General features: G+C 40.6%; 12 protein-coding genes. 4 read left to right on the forward strand and 8 right to left on the reverse strand.

Annotation, left to right across the window (positions count from 1 at the left end; all coding sequences use genetic code 11):
• Nucleotides 1–9: 9 nt before the first annotated feature.
• The 6 genes from ACNKW3_RS06555 to ACNKW3_RS06580 form a co-directional block, all read right to left on the reverse strand.
• Nucleotides 10–462 (reverse strand): response regulator, encoded by a 453-nt coding sequence (locus ACNKW3_RS06555; RefSeq protein ID WP_427398479.1) that lies wholly within the window; start codon nucleotides 460–462, stop codon nucleotides 10–12.
• Entirely contained in the window at nucleotides 459–1,958 is a 1,500-nt protein-coding gene (locus tag ACNKW3_RS06560) for a sensor histidine kinase (RefSeq protein WP_427398480.1), read from the reverse strand. Before ACNKW3_RS06560 ends, ACNKW3_RS06555 begins: the two co-directional genes overlap by 4 nt.
• On the reverse strand, nucleotides 1,945–2,172 hold the full coding sequence (locus ACNKW3_RS06565) for a histidine kinase (RefSeq protein WP_427398481.1): 228 nt from the start codon (nucleotides 2,170–2,172) through the stop codon (nucleotides 1,945–1,947). Before ACNKW3_RS06565 ends, ACNKW3_RS06560 begins: the two co-directional genes overlap by 14 nt.
• Nucleotides 2,172–3,497, reverse strand: a complete 1,326-nt coding sequence (locus ACNKW3_RS06570) for a sigma-54-dependent transcriptional regulator (RefSeq protein ID WP_427398482.1) — start codon at nucleotides 3,495–3,497, stop codon at nucleotides 2,172–2,174. The genes ACNKW3_RS06565 and ACNKW3_RS06570 overlap by 1 nt, the downstream gene beginning before the upstream one ends.
• A gap of 175 nt (nucleotides 3,498–3,672) precedes the next feature.
• Complete coding sequence (locus ACNKW3_RS06575; RefSeq protein WP_427398483.1) at nucleotides 3,673–3,885, reverse strand: hypothetical protein; 213 nt, start codon at nucleotides 3,883–3,885, stop codon at nucleotides 3,673–3,675.
• A 63-nt stretch (nucleotides 3,886–3,948) separates the two neighbouring features.
• Nucleotides 3,949–4,125, reverse strand: a complete 177-nt coding sequence (locus tag ACNKW3_RS06580; protein ID WP_427398484.1) for a DUF1328 domain-containing protein — start codon at nucleotides 4,123–4,125, stop codon at nucleotides 3,949–3,951.
• Between the two features lie 331 nt (nucleotides 4,126–4,456).
• On the opposite strand from ACNKW3_RS06580, the gene ACNKW3_RS06585 reads away from it, so the two are divergent.
• Together ACNKW3_RS06585 and ACNKW3_RS06590 are read left to right on the forward strand one after the other, a co-directional pair.
• Nucleotides 4,457–5,008: an NUDIX hydrolase gene (locus ACNKW3_RS06585; protein ID WP_427398485.1), complete on the forward strand. Its 552-nt coding sequence runs from the start codon at nucleotides 4,457–4,459 to the stop codon at nucleotides 5,006–5,008.
• Between the two features lie 11 nt (nucleotides 5,009–5,019).
• Complete coding sequence (locus ACNKW3_RS06590) at nucleotides 5,020–6,780, forward strand: acyl-CoA dehydrogenase family protein (RefSeq protein WP_427398486.1); 1,761 nt, start codon at nucleotides 5,020–5,022, stop codon at nucleotides 6,778–6,780.
• A gap of 40 nt (nucleotides 6,781–6,820) precedes the next feature.
• Here the strand turns inward: ACNKW3_RS06590 and megL are convergent, their stop codons facing one another.
• Nucleotides 6,821–8,032: a methionine gamma-lyase gene (gene megL / locus ACNKW3_RS06595; protein WP_427398487.1), complete on the reverse strand. Its 1,212-nt coding sequence runs from the start codon at nucleotides 8,030–8,032 to the stop codon at nucleotides 6,821–6,823.
• A gap of 122 nt (nucleotides 8,033–8,154) precedes the next feature.
• Here megL and ACNKW3_RS06600 point away from each other — a divergent pair, with 122 nt between their 5' ends.
• Nucleotides 8,155–8,610 carry an Lrp/AsnC family transcriptional regulator gene (locus ACNKW3_RS06600; protein ID WP_427398488.1) on the forward strand — a complete coding sequence of 152 codons (456 nt, stop codon included), beginning with the start codon at nucleotides 8,155–8,157 and terminating at the stop codon, nucleotides 8,608–8,610.
• 156 nt (nucleotides 8,611–8,766) lie between these two features.
• Entirely contained in the window at nucleotides 8,767–9,696 is a 930-nt protein-coding gene (locus ACNKW3_RS06605; RefSeq protein WP_427398489.1) for a GGDEF domain-containing protein, read from the forward strand.
• Nucleotides 9,697–9,769: 73 nt separating this feature from the next.
• Here ACNKW3_RS06605 and ACNKW3_RS06610 read toward each other — a convergent pair whose 3' ends face one another.
• Nucleotides 9,770–14,335, reverse strand: coding sequence for an ExeM/NucH family extracellular endonuclease (locus ACNKW3_RS06610; protein ID WP_427398490.1), 4,566 nt, complete (start codon nucleotides 14,333–14,335; stop codon nucleotides 9,770–9,772).

Genomic DNA, 14,335 nt, shown 5'->3' on the forward strand with positions numbered 1-14,335 from the left:
AATTCTCAACTATTCAAGATTACCGGGCAAATTTGCCCATTCGTACCAATAATCATTTAAGGTTTGCATTAACTTCACCAAATCTTCAAAACTGGAAGGCTTTGAAAAGTAGCCAGAAGCCCCCAAGGCGTATCCTTGCTGTATGTCTTCGATTTCTTGAGACGTTGATAAAATGATAACGGGAATAGCTTTAAATTTTTCGTGCTCTTTTAAGGCTTTTAGCACTTCTCTGCCGTCCATGATGGGCATATTTAAATCCAACAAGATGATATTGGGCACTTTTAAATCTTGCTGCTGTTCTAGATCGTTTAAATAGTCCAATAAGGCTTTGCCATCTTTAACAACCCGCAGATCGTGCTGAATGCCTGCACTACTCATGGCATCTTGAGTTAATAAAATATCATCGTCATCGTCATCTGCCAATAAAATGGTAAATGGCAAGTTACTGAGCTCTTTTCTCATAAATTTTCTCTGGAGTCTAAACTCAACTCGCTATTATCTAAAGGCAGGTAAACGTGGAATTTCGCCCCCTCATCTTCTACTGCTTCGGCTTTAATTACACCATTATGTCTTTCCACTATACGACGACAAATTGATAAGCCTATGCCAGTCCCTTGATATTGTTGTTTACCATGTAAACGTTGAAAAGGCGCAAATATTTTGTCCGAGTAAGCTTGGTCAAAACCTATTCCATTATCAATTACACTAATCTTAACCCAGTTTTTGAAAATAAACTCTGCTTGTTCCTCGGGTTGGTCAATTTCTTCTACTTTGATACGCACTTTAGGGTTTTCAGATTTTGAACTGAATTTCACCGCGTTATTTAGTAAGTTATAAAAAAGTTGTTGCATCTGCATTGGATCAGCTTGAAGTTTAGGTAAAACGTCAGCTTCAATGTTTACATGCGCCTCTGAAATAGCTTCAACAAGGTCTTCTTTTATGTCACTTACTATTTTATTTAGATCGACTTTTTCAAAGGGTTTACCCTGTGTATTTACACGTGAAAATTCAAGTAAATCACTAATTAATTTACTCATACGTTCTGCAGCATTTAACATGCGATTTAAGTAGTCGTTTCCTCGCTGATCCATGACCTCATGGCAGTGTGCGTGCAATCTTTCTCCAAATGCACGAATTTTTCTAAGGGGTTCCTGTAAATCATGGGAAGCAACAAAGGCAAAATCTTCTAATTCTCTGTTACTTCTTGCGAGTTCTTGAGAATATAAAGATAGCTCTTTTGTTCTGTCTTCTACCGCACGCGCAAGTTCTATGTTTCTAAGTTCAATTTGACGGCGTTGATTAAGCTGCTCTCTCACTAAATAACGTGCCAGTAAAAGAATGCACAGGGTCGCTAAAAAACTGACGCCAAAAAATATCCACTGATTGCGCGCTGATTCTTTGATCGCAAACTGGAGTTTACCGATGTTTTCCTTACGCATTTTTTCTTCATTTTGCGCCAGTTTAGAAAATATGTCGTCATACTCTTGATGCTTAGACTCACTGAAAATATGACTAGCAAAGATATTTCTATTTTGAATTGGGGCTTCTTTTAGCTTTTTGAGTGATATATCGATGTCGAGCACGTAGGTCGATAAGGATATCAACATTCTGTCTATTAACCCTTGCTGATACGCCATTTCGCTTTTTTGTGCTTGCAGTGCTTTGATATTCATTGATAACTTGGTTCGATTATCTTCTAACAATTTAGTATCGATATTTTGTACCGAAAATACGGTGTTAGAAATTACCCTATCCATGTTCAACACGGCCACGTGAAGATCTTCTATGGCGACAAGTACATCCCCTGAATTACGAATACTGTCTTGTAAGCTTTCAAACTCATTAAGATTGGCTCTGGATAAAAAAGCATTAATACTGACAATGCAAATCAATACTGCTGACAATACCATCCAAGTTAATGGCGATATTTTATTTTTCGGGATATTACTCTTTATCATCCAGCGTCGCTTCTACTTGTTCGAATAAACTTTGTAAGCCATTTGAACAATCTTTGCTATGTTGAATAATTTTATCTGCTGCCTCGACAATGTCTTTTTCAATGGGATTCCCAGCAACTAACATCTTAATCAATTCAGCCTGCATACTTATGCCATTCATAGGTTTTCGCAGGTCATGAACCTGTTTAGATACTTCTGCTTTGGAAATAGCCATTAGATGTCTTCTCCATAAGCATGCAAACGGTTGTATAAGGTTTTTGTGCTAATGCCTAACATATCAGCGGCCATACTCTTGTTTCCATCGACCTCTTTTAGCGTCGCATAAATAAGGGATTTTTCAACATCCTCTATGGTTCTGCCGGCTTCAATTCCCTTAGGCTGTTTTGATTTAACACTGGCAAAAGGCGATTCGAAGTTTTCTGGAAATTGCAGTTCTTTGGAGCCAGGGTCACTAAGTATGAAAGCTCTATGAATGGCATGTCTTAACTCGCGGACGTTGCCTGGCCAGCCATAGTTTTGCAACATAGTTAACTGACTTTTTGATAATTTGTAAGCTTGATCATGTTGGCGATTTAATTCCTCTACAAACGCATTCGCTAGCAAAGGAATGTCTTCGATTCTTGAGCGTAAGGGGGGGATTTCTATCGGAAATACAGCCAACCTAAAATAAATATCTTCTCTGAGCACGTTGTCTTCTGCAATACTTTGTAAATCTCTGTTGGTAGCACTGACTACTCGACAATTAACGCTTATTTCTTGAGTACCGCCCACACGGGTAAGTCTATTTGTCTCTAATACTCTAAGTAAGTTAGGTTGCATATCGATGGGCATTTCTGTTACTTCGTCTAAAAACAAAGTACCTTTGTTGGCTCGCTCAAATACACCTCTTTTTTGCCCCACCGCGCCAGTGAAAGCGCCTTTTTCGTGACCAAAAAGCTCACTGCCAATTAATTCTTTCGAGAAACCACCACAGTTAGTGAATATTAAATCACCTTCTGGCTGACTTGCATTATGGATTGCATGCGCTACCAACTCTTTACCAGCCCCACTTTCTCCCATTAGCATAACGTTGGCGTCACTTTGAGCTACGCGCTCGATCATGGTGTAAAGTTTCTGCATAGGTGCTGACTCACCAATTAAACAACCAAAATGCAACTCAGTCTTTTCCGTGGTCTTTTTACTTTTTTTAGATTTGCTACTTAATACAAGTTCTATATCTTCTCGTTGAATTGGCTTCATCAAATAATCCACATTGGGACCGACCAACTCACTTATGGTTTTTTTGATTTTGGGATTACCGGTAATAAAGGTAACTTTGGGTAATTTGCTCTTGGTTTTTAAATGCTCATATACATGTAAACCAGAGCCATCAGGTAACATAAAATCAATAAACACATGATCAAATTCGTTAAGATCTAACCACTCTTTGGCATCGGCAACAGAGTCGGATATAGACGGATGATGCCCCAAATGCTCGAGCAATTTTCCCATAATAGTGTTGAATTCGGGATCATCATCCACGACCAGTATTGATTTCATTCCTTTCGCCTATTTAATTTTTATTCTGTTAAGAAATATTTACGCTTTTTGCTGGGGCCCAGATCAACTTTTCCAGCACAAATAATTTGCCTCAACTTAGCATAAATAACTCATTAAAAACAAAAAAAAGACCAATCTATTAGGATTGGTCTTTTACGTCCGAAAGATCGATTGATTAACAATCGTCGTCTTCCATTCCAGTTTCTTCTTTAGCTTCTTCACACGCATCCTCAAGCTCGTTACCTGCGTCATCAGCAGCATCTTGGATGTTTTCAACCGTGCGGTCAAATTCTTCACCTGCATCTTCTGCCGGACCATCTTCACATGCAGCCAATAAACCGATTGAAAGTGCTACTGTAAGTGCCATTAAAATTTTCTTAAACTTCATTTGATTATCCCTCTTTTAAAATTAAAACGTCTTGTTTCTAATGAATTAACATTTAGTAAATGGTTACACTCTCGGCTTTTTGCCTCTTAAAGCGCCAGCCACTAGCGAAATCACTAACAATGCAAGAAATACGAAAAACAAAATCTGTGCGATACTACTAGCCGCGCCTGCAATGCCACCAAAACCAAAAACTGCTGCGATAATTGCTACGATGAAAAAAGTAATTGCCCAACCTAACATGGTATTCTCCTTAGTTGTCTTATTAAGATAATTACACATTCACTTTTCCATTAGCTAATTTAATGCCATTATTTAACATACTGTTTTATAAAGAATATTTTTAAACTTCAATGGATTTATAAATTTCTGTGGAGAAGAAGATACACAAATGTGAGTAATTTTTTCCTAGCAGTAAGCGCAAAAATTACCGCGTCCTATATTTTGTAACTTAAGCAAAATAGGCAAGATTGGAAATAGAGTTGAATTAGCTGTTTTAACAAATAAGCTTGAGTCTGCCATACACCAACAGTAAAGTGCGCTAAGGGCTAATCACTGTCAATTGATGACTATAATGAAAATTGATTTAAAACTTTTCCACTTTCTATTTATCCTTACGCTTTTATTAGGTTGTACAACCGAAGAAATGCCTGCGCCTAGTTGTAGAGTAGAAGCAGAGCAATTTAATGATTACAAAGCACCTGCAGCTTGCCTGATAAATTTAGGCGGCAAATTATTAGTTCTAAAACGTCCTGATGGAAAATTTGATATTCCAGTACGAAATAATTTTTCCGATGAAAGTGCACAATGTGCTGCCCACAGAGCGGTTTGGGAGGATACAGGATTAAATGTCGAAGTAGGGACTAATTTAGGCATTCTAAATCAAGAGCAAAATCTCTGGGTTTATGAGTGTGAATTAGATGCTGGGTTTGATGGATCTGAAGAAGCTATACCTGTGCCTTATTGGGCTACGCAAGTTAAAGGTATTGGATTTATTGACCCCTTTGCCATTACTTTACACGAATGGCATAAGCCTGACGAATTTGTCAATGTAAGAGATGCATTTACTAAGCAAATTAAATACAAAGCAATGAAGCGATCAACCAGCAGTGATATTGATCAATGAGGAGATAATTAATGCCGCAATACAAAGCCCCCCTTGCCGATTTTCAGTTTTTACTTAATGACTGGCTGAATATCGAACAGCATTATCAAGAAGTTGGCGCCGAGGGCATGGATGCAGAATTGGTTTATGAAATTATCAATCAAGGTGCAAAATTCGCCGAAACTATCGTTGCCCCGTTAAACAGAGAAGGGGATGAACAAGGCTGCAAACTGGAAAATGGCCAAGTCACTACACCCCATGGGTTTGCCGACGCATATCAGGAGTATGTCGCTAACGGTTGGAATGCCATGTTAGGCAACCCTGAATTTGATGGACAGGACCTGCCATACACCGCTGCTATACCTGTGCATGAGATGTTAAATTCAGCTAATTTGAGCTGGCGATTAACCACAATGCTGACAGAAAGCGCAGTATTGGCGATGAACAAACATGCTTCGCAGGAGTTAAAAGATCTGTATTTAGCCAAACTGATCAGCGGCGAATGGACTGGCACCATGAACCTCACTGAGCCGCATGCAGGAACAGACCTCGCCCTATTGTCGACTAAAGCGGAACCACAGCGAGATGGCAGTTATAAGATTACTGGCAATAAAATTTTTATTACCGGAGGCGATCAAGATTGGACATCCAATATCATCCACTTAGTTTTGGCTCGATTACCTGATGCTCCAGCCGGTGTAAAAGGTATAAGTTTATTTTTAGTACCTAAGTTTTTACTTGATGATAATGGCGAACCAGGTGCAGCTAATGCTGTAAGCGTTGGAAGCATTGAGAAGAAAATGGGAATTAAAGCTAGCCCTACTTGTGTGATGAACTACGATCAAGCGACAGGATGGCTAGTGGGCGAAGCGAATCAAGGCTTGGCTTGCATGTTTACTATGATGAATGACGCTCGCTTCCAAGTTGGCTTACAGGGACTTGGTACTAGCGAAGCCAGTTATCAGGGTGCATTAGAATACGCCAGAGAAAGATTGCAATCTCGCGCGCCGCAAGGCGTTCAGTCACCAGAAAGTAAAGCTGATGCGATTATAGCGCAACCAGATGTCAGAAAAATGCTACTGACACAAAAAGCTTTTACAGAAGGATGTCGTGCATTATCGCTACTTTACGCGCAACAAATGGATGTAGAGAAATATGCTAGTGGCGAAACGGCGGAAAAAGCCAACCAAGTCATTGCATTCTTAACGCCTATTTGCAAAGGGTTTATGACTGATATTGCAACTGAGGTGACCAATTTAGGTGTTCAGGTATACGGTGGGCATGGATATATTCGCGAATGGGGCATGGAACAACTAGTAAGAGACACTAGGATCGCTCAGCTTTATGAAGGTACTAATGGTATCCAAGCCGCAGATTTAATCGGCCGAAAACTTACTCGTGATAAAGGCAAAATGCTAGCCGCCACAATAAGTCTATTGCAGCAACGAATTGATGCCATGCAAGAAAACGAGAATCAGCAAAAGGCGTTGCAACTCTTGCAAGAATGGCAAAATACCTCTGAAGCCTTGTTAGGTCTATCTGCTGTAGATGTTGCCGGCGCTGCGACTGACTATATGCATTACAGCTCTTATGTGATTTTAGGCATTTTATGGTTAGATATGGCGTCATGTGCAAAAAGCACTAGCAACAATTTAATTGCTGCGGGCAAAAGTAAAACATGTGATTTTTACTTGAAACGATTGTTGCCCAGAAAAGACCTTTATAAATCCGCTCTTTTAAGCTCAGCAGCAGATTTACTTGCAGTCGATGACCAAGAGTTTGACTATCACTAGTGTTTAGCTCGGATTAATTTTTTTTAGCCGCTTACATCAGTTAAGCGGCATTGATTTTACTTACCTTTGCTAACGCATACTGCAAATCATCTATTAAATCTGATGCATCCTCTAGACCAACAGACAATCTAATCAAGCCTTCAGAAATACCATGTTCAGCTCTTTCTTCTGGACTGTATGTAGAATGTGTCATCGATGCAGGGTGTTGAATAAGTGATTCGGCATCACCGAGTGAAACAGCACGTTGGATCAACTTTAAATGGTTCATGAAACTAGCGGCATCATGCAAATCGCCAGCAATTTCAAATGTAATAATCCCGCCTCCCATTCGCATTTGTTGCTTTGCTAATGCATATTGGGGAAAGCTTTCATGATGAGGGTACGTCATGTGCTTTACATTAGGGTGTTGATATAAGTATTGGGCAACTTTATTTGCATTTTCGCTATGCCTTTGCATCCTTAGTGATAAGGTTTTTATACCTCGCATAATCAGCATCGCGGTAAAAGGTGACATACAAGCGCCAGTCATGTCTTTTAACCCTTCAAGTCTGATGCGCTCCACCATGGCTTTGCTGCCCACTAAAACGCCGCCAATCAGATCTCCATGCCCACCCAAATACTTAGTTGCAGAATGCACAACAATATCGGCTCCCATAGTGACCGGCTGAGTTAACATCGGCGATGCGTAAGTATTATCAACCACTGTAGTCACATGGTATTTTTGCGCTAATTGGCAAACCCGTTGTATATCTACAATTCTCATATTTGGATTTGCTGGGGTTTCAAAATAGATGACTTTTGTATTTGGAGTAATTGTGGACTCAATAGCATGAATATCCGTCATATCCACATGTCTTATGTTGACACCAAATTTTCCAAGTCCATGATGTAAAAAAGCGTATGTGCACCCGTAAATGGTGCTATCCACAAGAATCTCATCGCCTGATTTTACCAATGTCCAAAGTGTCGCTGTTATGGCTCCAATGCCCGAGGCGGTAGCTAATCCAGCTTCTGCGCCTTCTAAATTTGCCACTCTTTGCTCTAAAATACTCAACGTAGGGTTTGAAATGCGAGAATAAAAGTGTCCTTGAGTTTGCCCTGAGAAAAGATCAGCACCTTGTTGAACCGACTCAAAGGTAAAAGTAGAGGATAAATGCATGGGGGGATTTAATGCCCCCGCATTTTCTTGTGACGAATATCCATGATGAATTGCTCGAGTTTCGAATTTATAATCTTTGTTGTGGTTCGACATACCAGCCCTTAAATTCCAACTGTCAATTTAAGTATTTTATGCTAAATTAATTAGCATTAAGTTCTCATTTAATGCTTTAAAATAGGATTTTTTAGCATTTTATTTTAAAGAAATTCAGCTTTATGGACAAAATCGACCGCAATATCCTACGGGAATTACAATCTAACGGAAGAATTACTAATCAAGAGTTAGCGGATAAAGTCAATTTAAGCCCATCCCCATGCTTGAGACGCGTTAAACTGTTAGAAGAAAAAGGTGTTATCAAAGGCTATCATGCAGAAGTAGACAATGATGCCTATGGTCTTCCTATTATGGTGTTTGTCAGGGTTCAATTAGAAAGACATAGTGCTGACGTAGTCTCTCATTTTGAAAAGGAAATTGAGCTGATAGACAAAGTATTAGAATGCTTTGTTATGACTGGGCGCTCAGATTACCTATTAAAAGTAGCTGTAAAAGATCTTCATGATTACGAAACATTTGTGCGTAAACACTTGCACGCCATTGGAAATATTGCATCCATCGATACAAGTTTTGCTTATGGTACGGTCAAATCGACCCGTGTATTACCCTCGATTTAACACAAGCTTTTTTCAAAAATAATATAAATTGTTTATTTTTTAATCGTTTCGTGTATTATTCACATATACTTAAGTATATATTAGACAAAATAATAATAACGACAGAGTGGCTTTTTTCTCGTTTTCCAGAGAAAAATCCCACCTTATGGTGCGCAAATGAAAATCTTCCTTATCTGTGAAAACGAAAAGCAGAGGGTGTGGCTAAAGGCGTCGTTAAATATGATACCTCAAGTCGATGATGTCATCCCGCATGAAAAAGGTTATGAATTGGAAGTTGAAGAAAATACCTTCAATGCTTCCGCAATTGTTGTAACCCAAGAACAATTCGCGCCCTTAAGGCGCCAACTTTCTAAACAATATTCTGCAAAAGAGTTGCCCTGCCCTATTCTTGTGCTTAGTGACAGCTTTGATAGCTTTGATGTATCAGGTTATCGCAACTACACATTAGACGCATTCCCAACTCACGCGATAACCCCCGAGATCCTCACTTATTTGCTGAATACTTTAAAACGAGATTTTCGAAAAGATATAAGGCTTAAACGCTTAGCTCACTATGATGCTTTGACTGGCGCTTGCAATAGGCATCTGTTTAGTGACCGTGCCAAACAAGCCATCAGCGCAGCGCGGCGGCAACAAGAGTGTTTATCCTTTATGTATTTTGATTTAGATAAGTTTAAACAGGTGAACGATAAATACGGGCATTTGGTTGGCGACAAATATCTTAAGGCATTTGTAGAAGTGGTCAATAAAAATATCCGAGATATGGACACGTTGGGGCGATTAGGAGGCGATGAATTTGGTTTGCTATTACCGAAATTAGATAAAGCCAATGCACTTAAAATGGCACAAAGAACCTTGAAAGCATTGAAGATGCCTCAGGAGATCGGTGATCAAAAATTAAGAATTGGGGCTTCTATTGGCATTGTTTCCTTCGGAAGTGAAGAAGAAATGGACCAGCTTACTTATAAAAACCTGATTGAGTTTGGTGACACTGCATTGTTTGAAGCGAAAAAGAAACCAGGAAGTCAGGTGCAGTCTTATAACTTTGCAACCAAAACCACAAAAAAACAAAAAGTCGCGGCCTAAACTTAAACTAAGCTTCATTAAAACAAAAAAGCCCAGTTTTCACTGGGCTTTTGCACATCTGTAAAACAATCGATTATCGACTAAATTTACCTTTAATTAATTTGTTCACAATACCTCGACCATTAGCTCGGTTACTGTTTCTATTAGCTAAATAATCAAGATAAGTGGCTAGCCATACAGCAGTATCAGCACGGTTGATGACACCATCTTCATTCATATCTGCTGCAGGATTATAACGTCTTTGTCCTTCGACTGAATTATAAGCTCGAACGATAATGACGTAATCTCGCAAGTTCAGAACACCATCGCCATTTAAGTCAGCACGTGCTACTGGATCTTCCAGATACACACTAACGATCAATGGATCATGGTCAGATGAACGATAAGGTGATTCATCATAGTACTGGTCTGGTTTTGGCGTACTGGTAGAGCGCATATCCAAGTTGTAGTCAAATACATCAACTTCAGATGCGTTTATATTCCACTCAGCAATACCTGTAACCACTTCTGCCGCGGCATCATTAGCAAGGATATAATCAAGGGTTCCTACTTGACCGCGGAACAAGTAACTGAATGCTTCGTCAGATTCAGCCGCAGCTAAAAGGTTTTGATAACCGCCCATTTCTAGTTCAACGATAGGATCTTCTTTAGCATAAGAGTTCAAGTCACCTACCACAAACACAGGCTCACCATCAAAGGTTTGCGCTAACCATGCTTTAAGACCTATAGCAGCTCTAACGCGAGTTAGGTTGCAATTACCCTGTCCATTATCACTGTCATCACCAGCACCACAAGAACTACCTTTTGACTTAAGGTGGTTAACGTTGACAACAAATGTTTTACCCGACTCTAGATGTTCAAATTGCTGGGCAAATGAAGGTCTATTGCGTGGTGTAAGGAACAATGGTCCATCGGCATCTTCAATAGAGTTATCAGAAGTCAATACCTGAACCGCTCCTACAGGAGATACTGCTGCGGGTTTATAAATAATGCCAACAGACTGAGAACTGGTTGATTGTGCAGTTCCAGCATCAATAAAGGCATAAGTACCCTCTCCCATATACGCATTTAATTCATCGGTTAATTGCGCAATAGCACTTAAGGCGTCGTAACCATCGTTTTCAATTTCAATTAAACCAACAACGTCTGCATTAATTGAAGTAATGGCTGCTACAGTTTTAGCAATCTGACGCTCAAGTTCTTCTTGAGATTCTGGTCCAAACGAACTATCGAACTCTTCGCCTAAACCGTTCCCGTTAAAGAAATTCAATACGTTGAATGACGCAATCGTTAAGTTACCTTCCAATTCTGGAGCATAAGGACGTGCTTGTGATTCAGTCAATAAGTTAGAAACTGGACGTAAACGATAGTTACTAAAACCATAGTCTAAAATATACTGGCCACCAGAGAACACAGTGCTACCAAGTCGTAACGGATTGTAAGTCGCTAACTCGCCACCGAATGTATCTGGGATTTCACCATAACTTCCATCAGTTAAGTTATCCAGAATAATGCCGTTTCTACCATTCAATGCTTCAAGTGCAAGCGCTTCTGCAGAACCCGGCGTGTGAATTTGGGTAGGTGTATACAACATTTCTGTTGATAGTACTACTTCACCAAATCTAGCGTAGTTATAGTTATCACTTACAGTTAAATCTTGGCTATTTTCAACTAGCATGCTTTCTAGTGATTCCAGATCAAAACCTTCCGCAAACGGCAAGGTTAAGGCAACCGGGAATACACTAGCTTGACCACATACATCTGAAATTTCGTCTGCAGCGATACTGGTTTTATTGAATTGCTCAACCACTGTGCCGAGCACTCGTACTTGGTCACCCACTAACAAACCTGACACATCGTCACTCAGTACAAACAAAGCTTCAGAAGTTGTGGCATCACCATCTTCATCCGCCGGCTCTTCTTGAATGAAGAATCCGCCAATGGCTTCATTAATAGAGGTTACTACAGCTTCCACTACTACAGTTTCATTGGTTAAAGGAGAGCTTGAACCGCTTCCTTGGATTTCAGAGATATAAGTCGCAGGGTCCAAACAAAGACCAATTTCTAATCCCGGCTCTTCTCCGCCATCGAACGGATAGTTACCTAGACCATCGAAGGTGTCTTGGGCAAAACCTTCCCATTCAAGGCTTGGATCAAATACATCATCAGGATTTGTATCACCTTCGGTGACTGAAGTTAATCTTCGAATAGTATTGTTTTGAGTACTGATAGGACTTGAACCCCAGCGGCTACCTGGATCAAAACCTACCTGCCCAATAGCATCTAAGACTTCATTGTCGGCATTAAATAACACAACAGCGTCGTCACCGTTAAAACTTACCGCGCCCGTTAGAACATCTGCTACATCAGTAATCGCACCTGTTGCACCAGAGTTGGCGACTACGTAGACGTCGTTTGCGAATAACGTACCGGTTAAGTTAATCGTACTGTTAGGAGTAGATGCACCATTGTTGTATATAGCAACGGAGTATCCATCAAGACTAACGTCTGCACCTGTTAAATTAACAATTTCTACGGCTTTGTTTAAACTTGAACCTTCGATGTATTCTGAGAAGAAAATGCCGCCCAATTGAATACTGAAAGAAGCTAATGGAATTTGTTCACCAGTGGTTACACCGTCAAGTGTATTAGGTGCTACAACTGTCCAGTTGCTAATATCAAAAGTACCGTCAGCAGTGGTGTTAGGATTACGGTAAGCGTAAGAATCTAAATATTCCCAAGCTTGACCTGTACCATCGGTATTTTGGTCACCGTAGACATCAATTAATACACCATCGCAGAAAACTTCAACTGCATCATCGCCGTTGATGGCCATTGAACCTGAAGTGTAATCTGGCGCAAAACCAAAATAGGCTTCAAAGTTTGGTTCTTCAGTGGCTATATAGATATAGTCGCCAGCGCTGGCAGATACTGCAGGGAAAGTAAATTCTTGACCATCAGTACCACCGCCATTGTTTGCGCTACCTACGCCACAAGCGCTTAGATCAGCGATGTTTTGTGTAACAAAGAGCTCTATTGCTTTAGGTGTTCCACCTGAAAGTGTGCCGTCTACTACCGTTGTTAAAATAAGCGGTGCAGCAGATGGCGTTGGAGGATCGCCCGGATCACCTGGATCACCTGGGTCTCCCGGATCACCTGGATCTCCCGGATCGCCTGGATCGCCTGGATCGCCTGGATCGCCTGGATCTTGATCACAGTTTTCAGCAGTATAAATCGCATCAACAAAGCTTGGATTGTCAACGAATGGATTTCGATTTCCTTGATACTGATAAATTTTGTTATGTCTATTCGCTTCAATATCGTCAACTGGATCCTGTTGATGCCATTGAATAAGCGTACAAAGCATACCTAATCTAGGCTCTCCAGGACCTGTAGTGGTGTTCACTAAAACTAGGTCTGGTGTGTCATCACCGGAAGCACCTTGGTAGCGAGTGTCCATATAGAACATCATACGTGCTACGTCACCTTTCACCTCGTCACGAGGTTCGAAAGAATCGTTATCTATGCGATTGATTGGAGATTCGCTCAATGGTGCATCTGAATTGTCATAATCTAAGTTACCACGTGAACTATTGATTGAAATATCCGTGGGACGAAGATGATGGATGTCAGTGTAACCGTCTTGAGAGTTTGAAGGGAATCCATGAGAATTCGGCCAACTATGTTCACGGTTCCAGTTATCTGGGTTCGAAGATTGACTACCGCTACCGTTAGTAAATTTACTTTGCGAACGACCAGAATAAAATAAGATCACGTTGTCAGAATTATTTGGGTCTTCGTCAGAAGCAGTCAACGCACTCCAAACTTGAGAATAAGACAAAGGCGTATGGCCTTGGGTTGCTTTATCTGTCAGTAAGGCTTTTACTTGTGCAGCGGGTAATCCATCGTTAATAGCATTAAATACGTCAGCATAGAAACTTAAAGAATCAAAAGAATCCGGATCAGCAATAGGTGATAAGTCTGGGCAGTTGAAACATGGAGCGACTAGCTCGCCATCTCCTGGGTCACCTGGGTCGCCCGGATCACCTGGGTCTCCTGGATCACCCGGATCGCCTGGGTCTAAATCAGTTGTGTGCTCACCTAGATTGCTGAAGTCGTCTTGCGGTAAAGCGGTAAATTCAACGCTAGGATCAAAGGCATTGAATTCGTCTGTATCGCCTGTTGTAATTTGAGGAATACGGATAATGGTTGCGTTTTGCGTAGACACACCACCGACATTCCACGATGAACCTGGGTCAACACCTAGTTGCCCTATCGCGTCTACTGTAACGCCATTGTTTGCCAAAACAACAGTATCATCGCCGTTAAAAAAGTTACCAGAATTCGTTAGCTGGGCGACAGCTAATATGGCATCAGCAGCGTCATTATCTGCTACCACATAAGTTTCACCCGGCGCTAACATGCCTGAAAGTGAAATACTATTACCAGCAGAAGTATTACCATTGAAGTAGAAATCGAGCGTGTAGGTACCTAAATCAACAGCAGCTTCACCTGCATTGTAAATTTCTACAGCTTTATTGTTCGATGATCCTTCAATGTATTCTGAAATAAAGACATTGGCGTGGGCGCTAGAAGCGGCTAGCATCGCCAACGATAGAGTCGTAAGGGTCTTTTTCAT

It is taken from the genome of Glaciecola sp. 1036 (assembly GCF_050306235.1).
In the GTDB taxonomy this organism is placed as follows: Bacteria; Pseudomonadota; Gammaproteobacteria; order Enterobacterales; family Alteromonadaceae; genus Glaciecola.

What these genes read in the sequence shown, in the direction of transcription:
- ACNKW3_RS06555 (WP_427398479.1), bottom strand. Translation starts at nt 462, where the DNA reads ATGAGAAAAGAGCTCAGTAACTTGCCATTTACCATTTTATTGGCAGAT.
- ACNKW3_RS06560 (WP_427398480.1), bottom strand. Translation starts at nt 1,958, where the DNA reads ATGATAAAGAGTAATATCCCGAAAAATAAAATATCGCCATTAACTTGG.
- ACNKW3_RS06565 (WP_427398481.1), bottom strand. Translation starts at nt 2,172, where the DNA reads ATGGCTATTTCCAAAGCAGAAGTATCTAAACAGGTTCATGACCTGCGA.
- ACNKW3_RS06570 (WP_427398482.1), bottom strand. Translation starts at nt 3,497, where the DNA reads ATGAAATCAATACTGGTCGTGGATGATGATCCCGAATTCAACACTATT.
- ACNKW3_RS06575 (WP_427398483.1), bottom strand. Translation starts at nt 3,885, where the DNA reads ATGAAGTTTAAGAAAATTTTAATGGCACTTACAGTAGCACTTTCAATC.
- ACNKW3_RS06580 (WP_427398484.1), bottom strand. Translation starts at nt 4,125, where the DNA reads ATGTTAGGTTGGGCAATTACTTTTTTCATCGTAGCAATTATCGCAGCA.
- ACNKW3_RS06585 (WP_427398485.1), top strand. Translation starts at nt 4,457, where the DNA reads ATGAAAATTGATTTAAAACTTTTCCACTTTCTATTTATCCTTACGCTT.
- ACNKW3_RS06590 (WP_427398486.1), top strand. Translation starts at nt 5,020, where the DNA reads ATGCCGCAATACAAAGCCCCCCTTGCCGATTTTCAGTTTTTACTTAAT.
- megL (WP_427398487.1), bottom strand. Translation starts at nt 8,032, where the DNA reads ATGTCGAACCACAACAAAGATTATAAATTCGAAACTCGAGCAATTCAT.
- ACNKW3_RS06600 (WP_427398488.1), top strand. Translation starts at nt 8,155, where the DNA reads ATGGACAAAATCGACCGCAATATCCTACGGGAATTACAATCTAACGGA.
- ACNKW3_RS06605 (WP_427398489.1), top strand. Translation starts at nt 8,767, where the DNA reads ATGAAAATCTTCCTTATCTGTGAAAACGAAAAGCAGAGGGTGTGGCTA.
- ACNKW3_RS06610 (WP_427398490.1), bottom strand. Translation starts at nt 14,335, where the DNA reads ATGAAAAAGACCCTTACGACTCTATCGTTGGCGATGCTAGCCGCTTCT.